Annotated in this window: 16 protein-coding genes; 7 read left to right on the top strand and 9 right to left on the bottom strand. The window is 67.0% G+C overall.

What is annotated here, in order from left to right:
* The first annotated feature begins 132 nt into the window (after positions 1 to 132).
* Positions 133 to 627, top strand: coding sequence for a hypothetical protein (locus tag GYH34_RS03715; RefSeq protein WP_161912412.1), 495 nt, complete (start codon positions 133 to 135; stop codon positions 625 to 627).
* Here GYH34_RS03715 and GYH34_RS03710 read toward each other — a convergent pair.
* Entirely contained in the window at positions 603 to 1,403 is an 801-nt protein-coding gene (locus tag GYH34_RS03710; protein WP_161912411.1) for an enoyl-CoA hydratase-related protein, read from the bottom strand. The two genes, GYH34_RS03715 and GYH34_RS03710, sit on opposite strands and share 25 nt — an antisense overlap.
* 28 nt (positions 1,404 to 1,431) lie before the next feature.
* Positions 1,432 to 3,207 carry an acyl-CoA dehydrogenase gene (locus GYH34_RS03705; protein ID WP_161912410.1) on the bottom strand — a complete coding sequence of 592 codons (1,776 nt, stop codon included), beginning with the start codon at positions 3,205 to 3,207 and terminating at the stop codon, positions 1,432 to 1,434.
* Positions 3,208 to 3,343: 136 nt separating this feature from the next.
* Between GYH34_RS03705 and GYH34_RS03700 the strand changes: the two genes are divergently transcribed.
* Both GYH34_RS03700 and GYH34_RS03695 read left to right on the top strand, forming a co-directional pair.
* Positions 3,344 to 3,604, top strand: a complete 261-nt coding sequence (locus GYH34_RS03700) for a Plug domain-containing protein (RefSeq protein WP_161912409.1) — start codon at positions 3,344 to 3,346, stop codon at positions 3,602 to 3,604.
* 117 nt (positions 3,605 to 3,721) lie between these two features.
* Positions 3,722 to 4,015 carry a hypothetical protein gene (locus GYH34_RS03695; protein ID WP_161912408.1) on the top strand — a complete coding sequence of 98 codons (294 nt, stop codon included), beginning with the start codon at positions 3,722 to 3,724 and terminating at the stop codon, positions 4,013 to 4,015.
* A 9-nt stretch (positions 4,016 to 4,024) separates the two neighbouring features.
* Here GYH34_RS03695 and mutS read toward each other — a convergent pair whose 3' ends face one another.
* Positions 4,025 to 6,697 carry a DNA mismatch repair protein MutS gene (mutS, locus tag GYH34_RS03690; RefSeq protein ID WP_161912407.1) on the bottom strand — a complete coding sequence of 891 codons (2,673 nt, stop codon included), beginning with the start codon at positions 6,695 to 6,697 and terminating at the stop codon, positions 4,025 to 4,027.
* Between the two features lie 268 nt (positions 6,698 to 6,965).
* Here mutS and GYH34_RS03685 point away from each other — a divergent pair, with 268 nt between their 5' ends.
* Positions 6,966 to 8,078, top strand: a complete 1,113-nt coding sequence (locus GYH34_RS03685; protein ID WP_161912406.1) for a M48 family metallopeptidase — start codon at positions 6,966 to 6,968, stop codon at positions 8,076 to 8,078.
* A gap of 36 nt (positions 8,079 to 8,114) precedes the next feature.
* Here the strand turns inward: GYH34_RS03685 and GYH34_RS03680 are convergent, their stop codons facing one another.
* Positions 8,115 to 9,929, bottom strand: coding sequence for an aminopeptidase P family protein (locus tag GYH34_RS03680; RefSeq protein ID WP_161912405.1), 1,815 nt, complete (start codon positions 9,927 to 9,929; stop codon positions 8,115 to 8,117).
* Between the two features lie 44 nt (positions 9,930 to 9,973).
* Positions 9,974 to 10,471 (bottom strand): GNAT family N-acetyltransferase, encoded by a 498-nt coding sequence (locus tag GYH34_RS03675; protein WP_174242359.1) that lies wholly within the window; start codon positions 10,469 to 10,471, stop codon positions 9,974 to 9,976.
* Positions 10,472 to 10,578: 107 nt separating this feature from the next.
* On the opposite strand from GYH34_RS03675, the gene GYH34_RS03670 reads away from it, so the two are divergent.
* On the top strand, positions 10,579 to 10,806 hold the full coding sequence (locus GYH34_RS03670) for a hypothetical protein (protein ID WP_161912404.1): 228 nt from the start codon (positions 10,579 to 10,581) through the stop codon (positions 10,804 to 10,806).
* A 293-nt stretch (positions 10,807 to 11,099) separates the two neighbouring features.
* Here the strand turns inward: GYH34_RS03670 and GYH34_RS03665 are convergent, their stop codons facing one another.
* The 3 genes from GYH34_RS03665 to GYH34_RS03655 form a co-directional block, all read right to left on the bottom strand.
* Entirely contained in the window at positions 11,100 to 12,044 is a 945-nt protein-coding gene (locus tag GYH34_RS03665) for a 50S ribosomal protein L11 methyltransferase (RefSeq protein WP_161912403.1), read from the bottom strand.
* Positions 12,045 to 12,074: 30 nt separating this feature from the next.
* Positions 12,075 to 12,911, bottom strand: a complete 837-nt coding sequence (locus GYH34_RS03660; protein WP_197745444.1) for a class I SAM-dependent methyltransferase — start codon at positions 12,909 to 12,911, stop codon at positions 12,075 to 12,077.
* Between the two features lie 97 nt (positions 12,912 to 13,008).
* The gene (locus GYH34_RS03655; RefSeq protein ID WP_161912402.1) at positions 13,009 to 13,248 is read right to left on the bottom strand and encodes a zinc ribbon domain-containing protein; all 240 of its coding nucleotides are present in this window, start codon (positions 13,246 to 13,248) and stop codon (positions 13,009 to 13,011) included.
* 146 nt (positions 13,249 to 13,394) lie between these two features.
* Here GYH34_RS03655 and GYH34_RS03650 point away from each other — a divergent pair, with 146 nt between their 5' ends.
* On the top strand, positions 13,395 to 14,618 hold the full coding sequence (locus GYH34_RS03650) for a GNAT family N-acetyltransferase (RefSeq protein ID WP_161912401.1): 1,224 nt from the start codon (positions 13,395 to 13,397) through the stop codon (positions 14,616 to 14,618).
* A gap of 9 nt (positions 14,619 to 14,627) precedes the next feature.
* On the opposite strand, the gene GYH34_RS21710 is transcribed toward GYH34_RS03650, so the two are convergent.
* Positions 14,628 to 14,795 carry a hypothetical protein gene (locus GYH34_RS21710; protein WP_174242358.1) on the bottom strand — a complete coding sequence of 56 codons (168 nt, stop codon included), beginning with the start codon at positions 14,793 to 14,795 and terminating at the stop codon, positions 14,628 to 14,630.
* A 151-nt stretch (positions 14,796 to 14,946) separates the two neighbouring features.
* Here GYH34_RS21710 and GYH34_RS03645 point away from each other — a divergent pair, with 151 nt between their 5' ends.
* Positions 14,947 to 15,261 carry a hypothetical protein gene (locus GYH34_RS03645; protein ID WP_161912400.1) on the top strand — a complete coding sequence of 105 codons (315 nt, stop codon included), beginning with the start codon at positions 14,947 to 14,949 and terminating at the stop codon, positions 15,259 to 15,261.
* Positions 15,262 to 15,265 lie beyond the last annotated feature (4 nt).

Genomic DNA, 15,265 nt, shown 5'->3' with positions numbered 1-15,265 from the left:
CTCGATTCTCCCCTTCTCGCTGCGCCGCGAAATGCCGGAAATCCCGCGCCTTCCCGGAATCGCAGCAGGAAGGCGGAAAGAGATTCTTATCAATTGGAGCCCATTATGAACCCCAACATATCGGGATTTCCTATGACCGCTGACGCGCAATTCGCAACGCTCGATCAAGTCGACGGCAATCGGGCGCCGAATCCTTTTTCATCCACAAAGCCGCTGGTCAGCCCGGTGTCCGGTCTGGCCAACGACTATCTCAACCTGTTCAACGAGCTCGTCATGATGCTCGAGCAGCTGCCGCACATGCCGGAGCTCATCGACGATCTGCTGGTTTGGCGGCCGGTGACGTACAAAGAGTATTTCGAGCGCTCGCAGCTTCCCGGACGCCATTCGGCGCTCGCCGCCTATGACAGGGTGAGCCCGGATTTCAAGCGCCGCTTCGAGGCCTATGTGGCCGAGCTCGACACCATCGCCGTCGCCGCCGTCGCCTCCGTGCGCCTGCAATATCGCACCGGCTCGCCGCAGAACATCGACCGCCTCGCCGGAACCTGCGCGCGCGCCGGCGAGAAGATGCGCGCCATTCTCAACAAGGCGTCGCGGCTCGTGAACTACGCCAGATTGTCCGACGACTGAGCGAGCGGATCGCTGGCCGGGACGCCAGCGAAAAACGCCTCGAGCCGCGCGCGCGTCTCCCGCATCGTCAGCGCCGCCGCGAATAGGGCGGCCTCCTCCTCGATCCGGGCGGCCACCGCCGCCGTATCGCCACGCAGCAGGCGCCGCGTCGCCGCCAGCGCCGCGCGCGGCTTGGCCGCCAGCCGGCGCGCCGCGTCCACCGCCATTTCCTCCACCTCGTCGAAGCCGGCGACCGCATTGACGACGCCGAGGCGCAGCGCCTCGCTCGCCCCGAAGCTGTCGCAGAGCAGCAGGAATTCCGTCGCCTTGACGAGGCCGATGCGCTGCGGGACCAGCAGCGTCGAGGCCGCCTCGGGGATGACGCCGAGATCGACGAAAGGCATTTTGAAGCGCGCCCCATGCGAGGCGTAGACGAGATCGCAATGAAACAGCATGGTCACGCCGACTCCGATGGCGTCGCCCGCCACGGCGGCGACGAGCGGCGTCTGCAGCGTCGCCAGCGCGCGGACGAAGCGCAGAGCCGGGAAATCCTGCGGATTGTCCAGCGGGCGGCGGAAATCCTCGAGATCATTGCCGGCGGTGAAATCGCCGCCCGCGCCCGACAGCACGATGGCGCGAATCTCCTCCTCGGCGTCGGCCTTGGCGAAGGCGGAGATCATCGCCTCATACATGGGCTTGTCGATCGCATTGCGCTTGGCCGGCCGGTCGATGACGATCCGCAGCAGCGGGCCGTCCCGGCGGACGAGGATCTCACGATTCAGCTCGCGATTTTTCATGAGCGTCCTTCTCGTCTCCCGGCCCGGTTCAATCTCGTCCGGCCGTCAGCAACGCCAGTCCGGCGATGAGGGAGTCGCCGCCCTCGACAGTGGCGCGCTCCAGCCCCTCCGCCGCGACGGCGAGATTATCGGCGAAGAATCGCGCCGTGACGATTCTGCTCTGAGCCGCGGCGTCGCCGGCGCGATGCGAGGCGAGCGCCCCGGCCCCGAGCAGGGTGACGCCGCGCGCCAGCGCGAACAGCCGCAGATAGGGGGTCGCTCCGGCGAGCGCCTCGATGCCGCGCGGATCGGAGGTCGCGGACAGAAAATCGGTCGCGCGCTCGAAAGCCTCGACAGCCGCCGCAGCGCGACGGGCGATATTGACGAAGACGGCGTCATTGCTCGCCGTCAGCGCGTCTATGTCGTCGCGCATGGCGTCGATCTCCCGCCATACGGCCGCGCCTTTGGAGAGGCGCAGTTTGCGGGTGGCGAGATCGATGGCCTGAATGCCGTTGGTTCCCTCATAGATGGGCGTGATGCGCGCGTCGCGCAGCAATTGCGCGGCGCCGGTCTCCTCTATGAAGCCCATGCCGCCATGAACTTGAACGCCGAGCGAGGCGACTTCGCAGCCGATATCGGTGGAATAGGCCTTGGCGAGCGGCGTCAGCAGGCCGGCGCGCTCCTGCGCCGCCTGCGCCGCCTCGCCCTCCAGCAGGCGAGCGCGGTCCAGCGCGGCGGCGGTGAGATAGCAGATCGCCCGCGCCGCGGCTGTCTTCGCCTTCATCGTCAGCAGCATGCGCACGACATCGGGATGCTCGACGATCGGCGCCGGATCGGCCGAGGCGCCCCGGCCCTGGCGGCGCTCGCGGGCATAGGCCAGCGCCGTCTGCGTCGCCCGCTCGGCGAGGCCAACGCCCTGCAGCCCCACAGAGAGCCGCGCATTGTTCATCATGGTGAACATGCAGGCGAGGCCCTCATTCTCGCGGCCGATGAGAAAGGCGACCGCGCCGCCATTGTCGCCATAGGACATTGTGCAGGTCGGCGAGCCGTGGATGCCGAGCTTGCGCTCTATCCCGACGCAGCGCAGATCATTGCGCGCGCCGGGGCGTCCATCCGGCCCGGGCAGGAATTTCGGCGCCAGAAACAAGGAAATTCCGCGCGTGCCGGCGGGCGCGTCGGGCAGCCGCGCCAGCACGAGATGAACGATATTCTTGGACAGGTCGTGCTCGCCATAGGTGATGAAAATCTTCTGCCCGAACAGGCGATAGCTTCCATCCTCGGCGCGCTCGGCGCGCGTGCGCAAATGGGCGAGATCGGAGCCCGCCTGCGGCTCGGTGAGATTCATCGTCGCCGTCCATTCGCCGGAGATCATCTTCGGCAGATAGGCGGATTTCAGCGCTTCGGCCGCATGGATCTCCATCGCCTCTATCGCGCCCTGGCCCAGCAGCGGGCAGAGCGCGAAGGAGATGTTGGCGGCGTTCCAAATCTCTGTGCAGGCGGCGCCGAGCAGCAGCGGCAGGCCCATGCCGCCATGGCCGGGCGGCGCGGAGAGCGCGTTCCAGCCGCCCTCCACCCAGAGCGAATAGGCCTCGCGCCAGCCGGGCGCCGTCGCCACCTTTTCGCCCGTGAGCGCCACTCCCGCGCGGTCGCCGACGCGATCGAGCGGCAGCAGAGCCGTCTCGGCGAATTTGGCGGCCTCCTCGAGCGTCGCGGCGGCGGTCGCCGCGTCCAGCTCGGCATAGAGTCCGCCCGGACCGAAGGCCGTCTCGCCCGCCGCCCGCCGCATGGCGAAGAGCAGATCGTCGAGAGGCGCGCGGTAGGACATGGACGGGCTCCGGGAGAGAATCGCTTTCCCATTCTAGCGCCGCCGCAGGGCTATTCCACCATTCGCGCCGGGGAAGCCGCGCTCGCGCCGCCGCCGCCGCCGTGATAGAAAGACGAACGGCTGAGGAGAAATCGTCATGCGCTATTTTCGCATTCTGGCCGGCGTCGCATCGGCGCTGATCGCGACGAGCGCTTGCGCCGACGCGTCGCGGAAGACGACCGCGGAAGATGGTTATCACATTCCCTATGTCGTCGGCCCCGGCGGCGAGAGGCGCGATGTGATGACGATCCCCGGCAGCGTGACCGTGATATCACGAAAATTCATGGACGATATTCAAGCGACCTCTGTCCAAGACGCGCTGCGCTATGCGCCCGGGGTGCAGGTCATGGGCAGATGAATGGGCCGCCGGCGCTCTCGACAGCGAGTTAAGTAAAAATGCGTAGGTATTCCGCGAGCCGCGTTAAGCTCCCGCCTGTTAGACGTTTCTCGAAGCGAGAAACAAAGGAGCTTGGTTGTGTCGCTCACACTTTCCGATCTGTCGCTCTATGGCCGCCCGGCCTATGGAACGTCATATCAGCCCGCGGCCGCCGCGCCCGCGAGCGAGACGCAGCGCGCGCAATCGGCGCAGTCCGCGTCGACTCGCGCGGGCGGAGAATCCGCCGACGCCGACGGCTCGCATGATCCCTATGCGCAGATCGACTCGCTGCTCGCCGGCCTGCGCGAGCTCACGCTCGGCGGCGCCAAGCTCGACAGCGCCTCGACGACATCGCAAGCCAATGCGGCTTATGCGGCTTATGCAAAGGATTGACGCGGCGGCTCAACGGCCGCCCGCTTTCGCCTTCAGCTCATAGAGCGCGGCCAGCGCCTCGCGCGGCGTCAGCGCATCTGGATCGATCGCCCCCAGGGCCTCGCGCAATTCGTCCTTCGCTGGCGCGCTCGTCACCGCATGCGCGAAGAGCGGGAGATCGTCGATGAGCTTCGTCACCGGCGCGCGCCGATCGGCGGCCTCGAGCTCCGCGAGAATCGCATGCGCCCGCGCCACCACGCTCGCTGGAAGCCCCGCCAGCTCGGCGACATGCACGCCGTAAGAGCGATCGGCGGCGCCTTTCGCGACCTCGTGCAGAAACACCACCTCGCCGGCGTGATCTTTCACCTTCATGGTGAGATTGACGAGCCGTCCCATGCGCTTCGTCAATTGCGTCAGCTCGTGGAAATGCGTCGCGAACAGCGCGCGCGCGCGATTGACCTCGTGCAGATGCTCGATCGTCGCCCAGGCGATGGAGAGGCCGTCGAATGTCGCCGTGCCGCGGCCGATCTCGTCGAGAATGACCAGCGAGCGCGGGCCGGCGCAATTCAATATGGCCGCCGTCTCCACCATCTCCACCATGAAGGTGGAGCGCCCACGCGCGAGATCATCCGCCGCGCCGACGCGCGAGAACAAGCGATCGACCGCCCCCAGCCGCGCGCTTTTCGCCGGCACGAAGGAGCCCGCCTGCGCGAGAATGGCGATGAGCGCGTTTTGGCGCAGATAGGTGGATTTGCCGGCCATGTTCGGCCCGGTGACGACGGCGATCTTTCCGGCGCGCGCGTCGCCGAGATCGCAATCATTGGCGGCGAAGATTTTTCCCTGCGCCTCCAGCGAGGCTTCGACGACCGGATGACGCCCGCCGATAATCTCGAAATCGAGCGAGGAATCGATATGCGGGCGCGTCCAATCGCGCTTTGTCGCCAGCTCGCCGAGCGCCGCGAAAACGTCGAGCGCGGCGAAGCCTTGCGCGAGACGTTGCAGCTCTTGCGCGCGCGCGAGAACCGCGCCCGCCAATTCCTCGAACAGCGCCAGCTCGCGCTCCTGCGCGCGATCGGCGGCGGAGGCGATCTTCGCCTCCAGCTCGGCCAGCTCGCGCGTCGAGAAGCGCATGGCGTCCTGCATCGTCTGGCGATGGGTGAACACCGCGTCGAAAGGCGGACGCAGCAACCTTTCGCCCTGCGCCTGCGGAACCTCGATGAAGAAGCCGAGAAAATTATTGTGCTTGATCTTGAGCTGCTTGGTCTCGGCCAGCTCGACATAGCGCTGCTGCAGCGAGGCGATGACGCGGCGGCTCTCGTCGCGCAATGCGCGCGCTTCGTCCAGCTCGGCGTCGAAGCCTTGCGCGATGAAATTTCCCGCGCGCTTGTCGAGCGGCGGATCCTCGGCGAGGCGCATCGCAATGGCGCGCTCCAATTCATTGTCGCAAGCAGCTAACGTCGCGATCTCCTGCGCGACCAGCGCCGCCGCCTCCTGCGCGGAAAAGAGCGTGACGATCTCGCGCGCGGCGGCGAGCGCGGCGCGGATATTGCCGAGATCGCGCGGGCCGCCGCGCTGCAACGACAGACGCGAGAGCGCCCGCGCCACATCCGGCGCGCGTGCGAGAATGGCGCGCAAGCGCGCGCGCAGCTCCGGCTCGCCGACGAAGAAGGAGACGGCGTCGAGCCGCTGCGCGATCAATTCCGGCTCGGTGGAGGGCGCGGCGATGCGCTCGGCGAGCAGGCGCGCGCCGGCGGGCGTCGCGGTCATGTCGATCGTCGCCAGCAGCGAGCCGTCGCGCTCGCCCTTCAGCGTGCGCGTCAGCTCGAGATTGACGCGCGTCGCCGCGTCTATCTCCAGAGTCGCGCTGCGGCGCAGGCTCGAGGGACGGCGCAGCGCCGGACGTTTTCCCTTTTGCGTGCGCTCGACATAGAGGATGGCCACGGCCGCCGCTGCGATCTCCGCTTCGCCCAGCGCGCCGAAGCCCTCTAACGTCGCGACGCCGAAGAAATCGAGCAATCGCCGCGCAGCGCTCTCGCCGCCGACATCGCGTCCGAGCGCGGTCAGCGGCGCGTCGAGATGCGCGAGCTGCGATGTGAGCCGCGCATCGGCGCAGATCGCTTCCGCCGCGACGATCTCGCGCGGCTCCAGCCGCGCCAATTCGCCGGCCAGCTCCGCCTCGCCGACCTCCGCGACATCGAAGGCGCCGGTGGAAATATCGACGCAGGCGAGGCCGTAGCGCCATTGACCGTCCCCCGCGCGCAGCCGCGACAGCGCGGCGAAGGCGTTGGGGCGCGCGGGATCGAGCAGCTGCTCCTCGGTGATGGTGCCGGGCGTGACGAGCCGCACGACGTCGCGTCTGACGACGGATTTATTGCCGCGCTTGCGCGCCTCGGCGGGGTCCTCCATCTGCTCGCAGACGGCGACGCGATGGCCGAGCGCGATGAGCTTTTGCAGATAATCGTCGGCGCGCTCCACCGGCACGCCGCACATGGGAATGTCGGCGCCGAGGTGCTTGCCGCGCTTCGTCAGCATGATGCCGAGCGCGCGCGAGGCGGTCTCGGCGTCCTCGAAGAACAGCTCGTAGAAATCGCCCATGCGATAGAAGAGCAGGCAATCGGGATTGGCCGATTTGATCTCTATATATTGCGCCATCATCGGCGTCGGCCGGGCGGCCTTGTCGTCGGATCGCGGTTTCTCGTCCATGAGACGCTTCGTGCTCTTCCTCGGTTCGAGGCGCAATAAGACACAAAGCGCATCGAGTTCAAAGGGAGCGGAGCGCCCCCTCCCCAGCCCTCCCCCGCTACGCGGGAGAGGGAGCAGATTTGGCGCTTCATCGAAGCTTCGCGAAACGTCGCCGCCTCCCTCTCCCGCAAAGCGGGGGAGGGTGAGGGAGGGGGCCTGGCGGCTCACGAAGATCGGAATGTGCGATTCGTCACTTGGCGAGGCTCGCCGGGACAGCGAGAATAGCCGCATGTTTCACGCTTACGGCCTCTACACCCATATTCAGGCGAACCGGCTGCGCTCGCTGCTGCTGCTCGCGGGATTCGTCGTACTGCTGCTGGCGCTGCTGTTCGCCGTGGCGCTGCTCTTCGAGGCGTCGCAGGACGGCGCGCTGCCGCAGATCATGGCGCGCGCGCTGCGCGATCTCGAGTATGGCTGGCCCATCGCCTTCGTCGCCGCCGGGCTCTGGTTCGCCATCGCTTATTTCTTCCACCAAAGACTGATCGACGCCGCCACCGGCGCCGGCGACGTTTCGCGCGAGGACGCGCCGCGGCTCTATAATCTGCTCGAGAATCTCTGCATCTCGCGCGGCATTCCCATGCCCGCTCTCAAGATCATCGAGGATGGGGCGCTCAACGCCTACGCCTCCGGCGTCAGGGAGGGGCATTACGCCGTCACCGTCACCCGCGGCCTGCTGGAGACTTTGGACGACGCCGAGATCGAGGCGGTGATCGGCCATGAGCTGACGCATATTCGCAATCGCGACGTGCAGCTGATGGTGGTCGCCGCGATCTTCGCCGGAATATTCGCCTTCGTGGGCGATCTTCTCTTCCGCAATTGGGGCTTTCGCTTCTCGCCCAAGCGCACGGCGGAGGAGGGGCGCGACCGCGGCGGGGCGAGCGGCGCCGGCCTCGCCATCATCATCGCGCTCGCCATCATCGCGCTGAGCTGGGGGCTGTCGGTGCTGATCCGCTTCGCCATCTCGCGCTCGCGCGAGTTTCTCGCCGACGCCGGCTCGGTGGAGCTGACCAAGAACCCGGATGCGATGATCTCGGCGCTACGCAAGATCGAGTCGAATGCGATCATCCCCGATATGCCCTCGCGCATGGGGGCGTTTTTCATCGAGAGCCCGACGCGCAAGGCGCGCGCTCTGTTCTCGACGCATCCATCCGTCGACGATCGCGTCGCCGCTCTGGTGCGCTACGCCGGCGGCCGCGACATGCCGAAGTTGGAGGCGCCGCCGCCAATCGAGGATCACGGCCCCTGGGAAGCGCAGCCGGCGCCGGTCCCTGGCGCGCCCGGCTTTCTGCCGCAGGACGGCCGCAGCCCGCTCGATCCGCCATCGCATGGGCCTTGGGGCTGAGCGCGAGAACGCTCTCGGCGCGGCGCGCCCTTCACGTCAGAGCTTGCGTGTCGCCTGCGCCAGCCATTTGCGCGTCTTGGCGTCGAGATGCGGCGACAATTCCGCACGCACCCGCGCGTGATAGGCGTTGAGCCAGCGCGTCTCCTCGACGCTCAAAAGCTTCGGATCGACGAGGGCGAGATCGAAAGGCGCGAGGGTGAGTGTCTCGAAGCCGAGCATCTCGCGCTCGGCGCCGAGGATCTCGCGCTTCTCGACGACGATCAGATTCTCGAGGCGAATGCCATATTCGCCGGCGCGATAATATCCCGGCTCGTCGGAGAGGATCATGCCCGGCTGCAAGGGCGTCGTCCCGAGCTTGGAGATACGCTGCGGCCCTTCGTGGACGGAGAGATAGGCGCCGACGCCATGGCCCGTGCCGTGGTCGAAATCGAGCCCCGCCTCCCAGAGGCTCCGGCGCGCGAAAGCGTCGAGCTGCGCGCCGCTGACGCCCATCGGAAACACCGCGCGAGCGACGCCGATATGGCCCTGCAGCACGCGGGTGAAATGCTCGCGCAATTGCCGCGATGGCCGGCCGACGCCGATGGTGCGCGTCACATCCGTGGTGCCGTCGAGATATTGCGCGCCGGAATCGACGAGATAGCAGCCGCGCGAAATGCGCAGATCGCTCGCCTCGGTCACGCGATAATGCGGAATGGCGGCGTGCGGGCCGAAGGCGGAGATGGTGGGGAAGGAGAGATCGCGCAGCTCGCCGCTCTCGCGACGGAAGGTCTCGAGCGCCTGAGCGGCGGAGATTTCTGTGAGCTTGCCTTTGGGCGCCGTCTCCGCGAACCAGGCGAGAAAGCGCGTCAGCGCCACGCCGTCGCGCAAATGCGCGGCGCGCGCGCCCTCGAGCTCTATGTCGTTCTTTATCGCTTTGAGAAGCGCGATCGGATCGTCGCCGAGCTTGGGCTCGCCGCCCTTGGCGCGGAAGAGCTCGACGAGCTTCGCCGGCGCGGTGCCGGAGTCGAACAAAATCGTCAGTCCGCGCGCGCCGGCGTCGGCGAGATCCTCGACGATCTCCGCCGCCTCATAGATATCGACGAGTCCTTCGAGGCTGCTTCTCGTCTTGGCCGAGAGCTTGGCGGGATCGACATAGAGCAGCGGCTTGCCTTCCTTGGGAAGGACGGCGAAAGCCAGCGCGATCGGCGTATAGGCGACATCGGCGCCGCGCAGATTGAACAGCCAGGCGAGCGCATGCGGATCGGAGACGAGCAGCGCGTCCGCCTCGCCAAGCGCCTTGCGCACGCGCGCGATCTTCGTCTTGGCGGCGACGCCGGCGAGCCGCGGCGGATAGAGCGAGATGGCGCCCTGCGGCGGCTGTGGCCGATCGGTCCAAACAGCGTCGATCGGATTGCGCTCGAGCGGAACCAGCGTGACGCCTCTGCCCTCCAGCGCTTTGGCGTAGCGGTCGATCTGCGCGGTCGTATGCACCCAAGGATCATAGCCGATGCGTGCGCCCTGCTTCGCCGTCTCGGCGAGCCAGCGCGAAGGCGCCGTCTTGGCGATGTCGAGAACGGCGACGCGTTTCGTGTCCACCTGCTCGGGTGCTTGCAGCGTATAGCGCCCATCGACGAACAGCGCCGCTTTGTCGGCGAGCACGACGACGACGCCGGCCGAGCCTGTGAAGCCGGTGAGCCAGGCGAGGCGCTCCGCCGATTTCGGCACATATTCGTTCTGATGCTCATCTGCGCGCGGGGCGATGAAGCCGTCGATCTCGAGGCGCGCGAGCTCGGCGCGCAGGGCCGCGAGGCGCTCGGCGCTATCCTGCCCGCAGGCGTCGTCGGCAAAGCTCTGGAATCTGCTCTCGAACATGTCTCGAACCTATGCCCTTCCCCGCTCTGCGGCAATACGCCGGCTCAATCGAGCCGCAGCGCCATCAGCGCTTCGTCGAGATAATGTCCCTCCGCCGTCTTCACGGAGGCGGGCTCCACTCCATAGACAATGAATCCCCAACGCTCGTAGAAACGCAGCGCTCTGCCATTGTCGCGCATCACTGTCAGCGTGACGATCTCATATGTCGCGCGCGCGTGTTCCATCAGCGCGGCCATCAGCGCGTCGGCGCTCCCCTCGCCTCTGTGGCGCTCGCGCAGATACATGCCCCAGAGCAGCGCCTTGTGCTTCGTCTTGGCGCCGGCGAAGCCCGCGAGACCGGCGACGCCCTGCAGCGTTTCGCCCTCGAATGCGCCGACGACGAAATCGCGCGCCAGCCGCGCTGCGACATCCTCGAGCGCAAGATGCGCCTCATCCTCCGGCGCGAAGCGGAATTCCCGCTCGTGCAGGCGAAATCCCTCCTGCCGCAGAGCGTGGAATTCGGCGGCGTCGGCGGTCGTGAGCCGGCGGATCGTCAGCGCCATGGTCGCGGTCGCATCCTCTTTCGTCGCATCTCGCGTAGCAAGGCGCGCGCCGATTTGCGAATCGAAGCCGCTTCCTGCGCCTCACGCCTCGCGCTAGAATAGCTTTTATGACCAAACTTCTCGACGAGGCCGTCGCGGCGGCGCGCACTCTGCCGGCGGCGATGCAGGACGATCTCGCGCGCGTCATCATGGCGCTCACCGGGGGCGAGCCCGGTCTCATTCGACTGACCGCGGAAGAAGAGGCCTCCTTCGACGAATCTTTCGCCGAGGCGGAGCGCGACGAATTCGCCACCGAGGAGCAAATCCGGGCCATTTGGGCGAAGCACGGGCTGTGAAGCTGCGTTTTACGCTTCGGGCCGCAGCCGAGCTCGAGCGCATAGATATCCATGGGCAATCGGACGAACGCCGGAAAAGGCGCATCCACCCTCGCCTTCAGGGGGAGGGTCGGCCGGCGAGCAGCCCGGCGCTTGCGACGGGCGTTCTTTTAGAACGCCCTATGGCCGGACGGGGTGGGGTTCAACGGCAAAGACTCGGGGCGTCACCCCCTCCCGAGCGCATTCGCGCTCGACCTCCCCCCTCGAGGGGGAGGTGAAAACGCCTCCTCCGGCGATCACGCGCCGAAGATCCTTCAGTCCTCGTCGTCGTCGGGCAGGCGCCAATCGGGCCGGGGCGCGGCGCCGCCGCTGCGCAGCAGCAGGGTCGCCCAACCGTCTATGTCGCGGCGCCTCGCCAACGAAAAGCCCTGCGCGCGATAGGCCGAGAGCACGCCCGGCACATCGCGCGCCAGCAGGCCGGAGAGAACGAGCTCGGCGCCCGGCGCGGCGACGGCGGCGATCTTGGGCGCGAGCAGGCGCAGCGGCTTGGCGAGAATATTGGCGAAGATCAGATCATAACGGTCTGGCGCCAGCGCCGGATGGCGCACGCCGACGGCGACGACAGGCCGCACCAGATCGCCGACGCCGTTGAAGCGCGCGTTGACGCCCGCCGTCTCCACCGCCACAGGATCGATATCGCCGCAGGCGATGGGCTGTCGCAGCAGGCGCGCGGCGGCGATGGCGAGCACGCCGGTGCCGGTCCCGACATCCAGCACATTCTGTGGGCGCCGCTGCTTGCAGATTTCCGCGAGAGTCAGCAGGCAGCCGAGCGTGGTGCCGTGATGGCCGGTGCCGAAGGCCAGCGCCGCCTCTATCTCTATGCCGATGTCGCTCGCGCCGACGCGGCCGCGATCATGCGAGCCATGGACCAGGAATCGTCCGGCGCGCACCGGCCGCAGCCCCTCGAGCGAGGCGCCCACCCAATCCTTCTGCGAAATCTCGAAAAATTGCGCGGCCGCGGCGGCCTCCGCGCCGGCGGCGGCCTCGATCAGCGTGCGGATCTGCGCTTCGTCGGGCGGATCGCCGAAATAGACCTCGACGGCCCAGCTTTTTTCATCCGGCTCCTCGAAAGCCGTGGCCGCGGTCTCGGCCGGGTCGAAAGTCTCGACCACGAGATCGGCGATGGCGCGCGCGGTTTTCTGGTCGCAGACGAGGCGCAGGCCGTGGCTGGCGCCATTGGGGGGAAGTCCTTCGAGCATGTGCGCGCTTAGCATGCCCACGCCGCGCCGTCACCCGGCGCGCGCCTCGACTCGCCAGCAGGCGGCGGGAAATCGCGCCTCGCCGGCTGTGACATAAGGGTCGTAGGCGCGCCGCGCCGCCTCGTAGATTTGGGCGCGCATCGCCTCGTCGAGGTCGGGCGGCAATTGGCCGAGCTTGCCCATGCGCGTGGCGTAGACGTCGAGCTCTTGCTCTTTCAGCGCGCAGGCGACGTCGAGCGGGGCGATCTCTATCCGCTCCCATCCGGCGTCCGCGAGAATGCCGCGCACGCGCTGCGCATCGGCGAAAGCGAAGCGGCCGGGCGCTTCGGGATCGAAGGATGAAAGCTCGGGGAGAAAAGCGGAAGCCGCGCGCTCGCCGGCGAGCATGAAAGGATTGTCCTGCGGCCCGCGCCAGGCGATGAAGACGAGCCGGCAGCCGGGCGCCGCCGCAAGCCGCAGATTGGCGAAGGCCGCCCGCGGATCGGCGAAGAACATCACGCCGAAGCGCGAGATGATCGCGTCGAATTGCGCAGGCTCGAGCTCATAGGTTTGCGCGTCGGCGACGACAAAGCCGATATTGCCGAGGCCTGAGGCTTGCGCCCGCCGCCGGGCGGCCTCGATCATGGTGGATGAGATATCGAGGCCGACGCATTGTCCGTCGCCCAGACGCTCGGCCGCCGACAGCGTCGTGGCCCCTGCGCCGCAACCTATGTCCAGCACGCGCCGGACGCCGGCGGCTCTCACCGTCTCGGCCAATAGGTCCGCAAAAGGCTGAAACAGCCGGTCGAGCATGGGCTGCTGCTCGACCCATATTTCGCCGCCGCGCTTGTTCCACAGCGCGGATTGCGCCTCGTTCGGCTCGCTCACGCCCGCTCCCCCTCGCCTTTTGGATCGCTCGATGAGCTATGACGTGAACTCGGTCGAAGGTCGAGCCGGCGTGAGCGAAAGAGCCGAAGGCGCTTCCTCAGCTCTTCGGCTTCGCTTGAATTTCCTTCTTGCTGAAATTGGACAGCTCGCCCTCGGCGGCGGCCGCCTTGCGCCAGGATTTGGCGATGGCGGGATATTTGATCTCGACGCAGATTTTGGCGACCTGCTGCTGCAATTTCTCGCTTCCGCAGGACGGGCAGACGGGCGTGTCCGAAGCGCTGATCAGCAGTTCGAACTCCGCATGGCAATCTTGGCATTCATAGGAGTAGAGCGGCATTCGTTCCCTCGTCCATTCCTCTCGTCGGCGGGTAGGCGCCTATTTTTGAAGCAATAACCGTACCGGCGGCGCGCGAGCAAAAAGCCGATTGGAACATCTTTCGCTTTGCGTAGAGTGTGCAGCTCTCTTTCAAAACCGCGGGCGCCATGTGCTCAGATCAAAGGACGTCCTCCACTCGTCTGACGGCCCGTTTCATCCCCACGCTCGAGCAGATCGACGCCGCGGCCTGGGACGCGCTCGCCAATCCGCCCGGCCTCACCGCCGATGAGGCCGGTGGCGAGCGGCACAATCCCTTTATTTCCAGCGCCTTCCTGCTGGCGTTGGAGCGTTCGAAATCGGTCGGCGGGCGCAGCGGCTGGACGCCGCTCTACACCATTCTTGAAGACGCCGAAGGCCGCCTCGTCGCCGCCGCGCCCTCTTATGTGAAGATGCACAGCATGGGCGAATATGTCTTCGATTTCGGCTGGGCTCAGGCCTATGAGAACGCCGGCGGGCGCTATTATCCCAAGGTGCAGGTGGCGGTTCCCTTCACCCCGGCGACGGGGCGGCGGCTGCTCGTCGCCCGCGATGCGCCGGAGGGCGCGCTGCCGGGCCTGATCCATGCGCTGCGCGCGCTGCGGCAGGCGGCGGAGGCCTCCTCCATCCATGTCACCTTCGCGACAGAGGGCGAGGTCGGCGCGCTGGCGGCCGAGGGCTTCGCGCCGCGCGCCGGCGAGCAGTTCCATTTCTTCAACGAAGGCTACCTCGAGTTCGACGATTTCCTCGCCGCGCTCTCCTCGCGCAAGCGCAAGACGATCAAGCGCGAGCGCCGCGACGCGCTGGGCGACGACGTCTCGATCGATCTTCTGACCGGGGCGGACATAGAGCCCGCGCATTGGGAGAAATTCTACGCCTTCTATATGGACACGGGCGCGCGCAAATGGGGACGGCCCTATCTGACGCGCGATTTCTTCGATCGCATCGGCGAGACCATGGCGGACCGCATCCTGCTGGTGATGGCGCGGCGCGAGGGGCATTACATCGCCGGAGCGATCAATTTTCTCGGCGACGACGCCATTTACGGCCGCAATTGGGGCGCGCTGGAGGAGCGGCCCTTTCTGCATTTCGAGGTCTGCTATTATCAGGCGATCGAATACGCCATTCGCCACGGCTACAAGCGCGTGGAGGCCGGCGCCCAGGGCGAGCACAAGCTGGCGCGCGGCTATCGGCCCGTCCCCACCCATTCGGCGCATGATTTCGCCGACGCGCGGCTGCGAACCGCGGTGGTCGAGTTTCTCTCGCGCGAGAAAGTGGCCGTGGACGAAGCGATCGCCGATTATGAGGCGAGCCTGCCCTTCCGCCGCGACGAGGCGGGCGACGCCGAATCGTGAGGCGTCGGATCAGCCCGAAGGCGTCGTCTTCGGCGCAGGTCCGGTCTCACCCTCGCCGGGCGATTGCGCGGCCGCCTTGCGTCGGCGCAAATTGGCCCTGAGCGCGGCGGCGAGCGCCGCGGCGTTCTTCTTGGGCGGCGGCAGCGGCTGGCGGCTTTTCTTTCCTTCCTCGGTCATGGCGGGGCTCGATCTTGCGGCTCTATGTCGGTTTCGCGCTCGTCGGCGCGGCGGGAATGGGTTCTGTCTCTCGCTCGGGCGGCTGCGCCAGGCGGCACGAAACTTGCTGCCTTTTTGCGCGAAGTTCAATCCAGCACGAGTGGCGACGACAATGCAAACGACTTTCATCAGAAATACCGACGATGGCCACAAAGTCGAAGTCATCGGTCCTTATGTCTGTGTGGACGGCAAGCCGGTCGCCGATCGCGTCGTCGAGGTCAAGGACCATCCCAATCGCTTGAGGATTCTGCACACGCTGCCCAATGCGGCCTTCATGGCCGGCCCGGTGGTTCTGACGGCCGAGGAGGCCTCCCTGGTGCGCGGCGCGCTGCTGCAGGCCAAGCCCTCGCCGACCGATCCGGTCGCGATCAACGAGCAGCTGCGCAAGGCCATCAACATGCGCAATCGTGAGGCGGGCATCGAGTAGGTCG

Origin of the sequence: Methylosinus sp. C49, from assembly GCF_009936375.1 — a bacterium.
In the GTDB taxonomy this organism is placed as follows: Bacteria; Pseudomonadota; Alphaproteobacteria; order Rhizobiales; family Beijerinckiaceae; genus Methylosinus.
The sequence above is the reverse complement of the archived record's forward strand: the minus strand, read 5'-3'. Positions and strand labels throughout refer to the sequence as shown.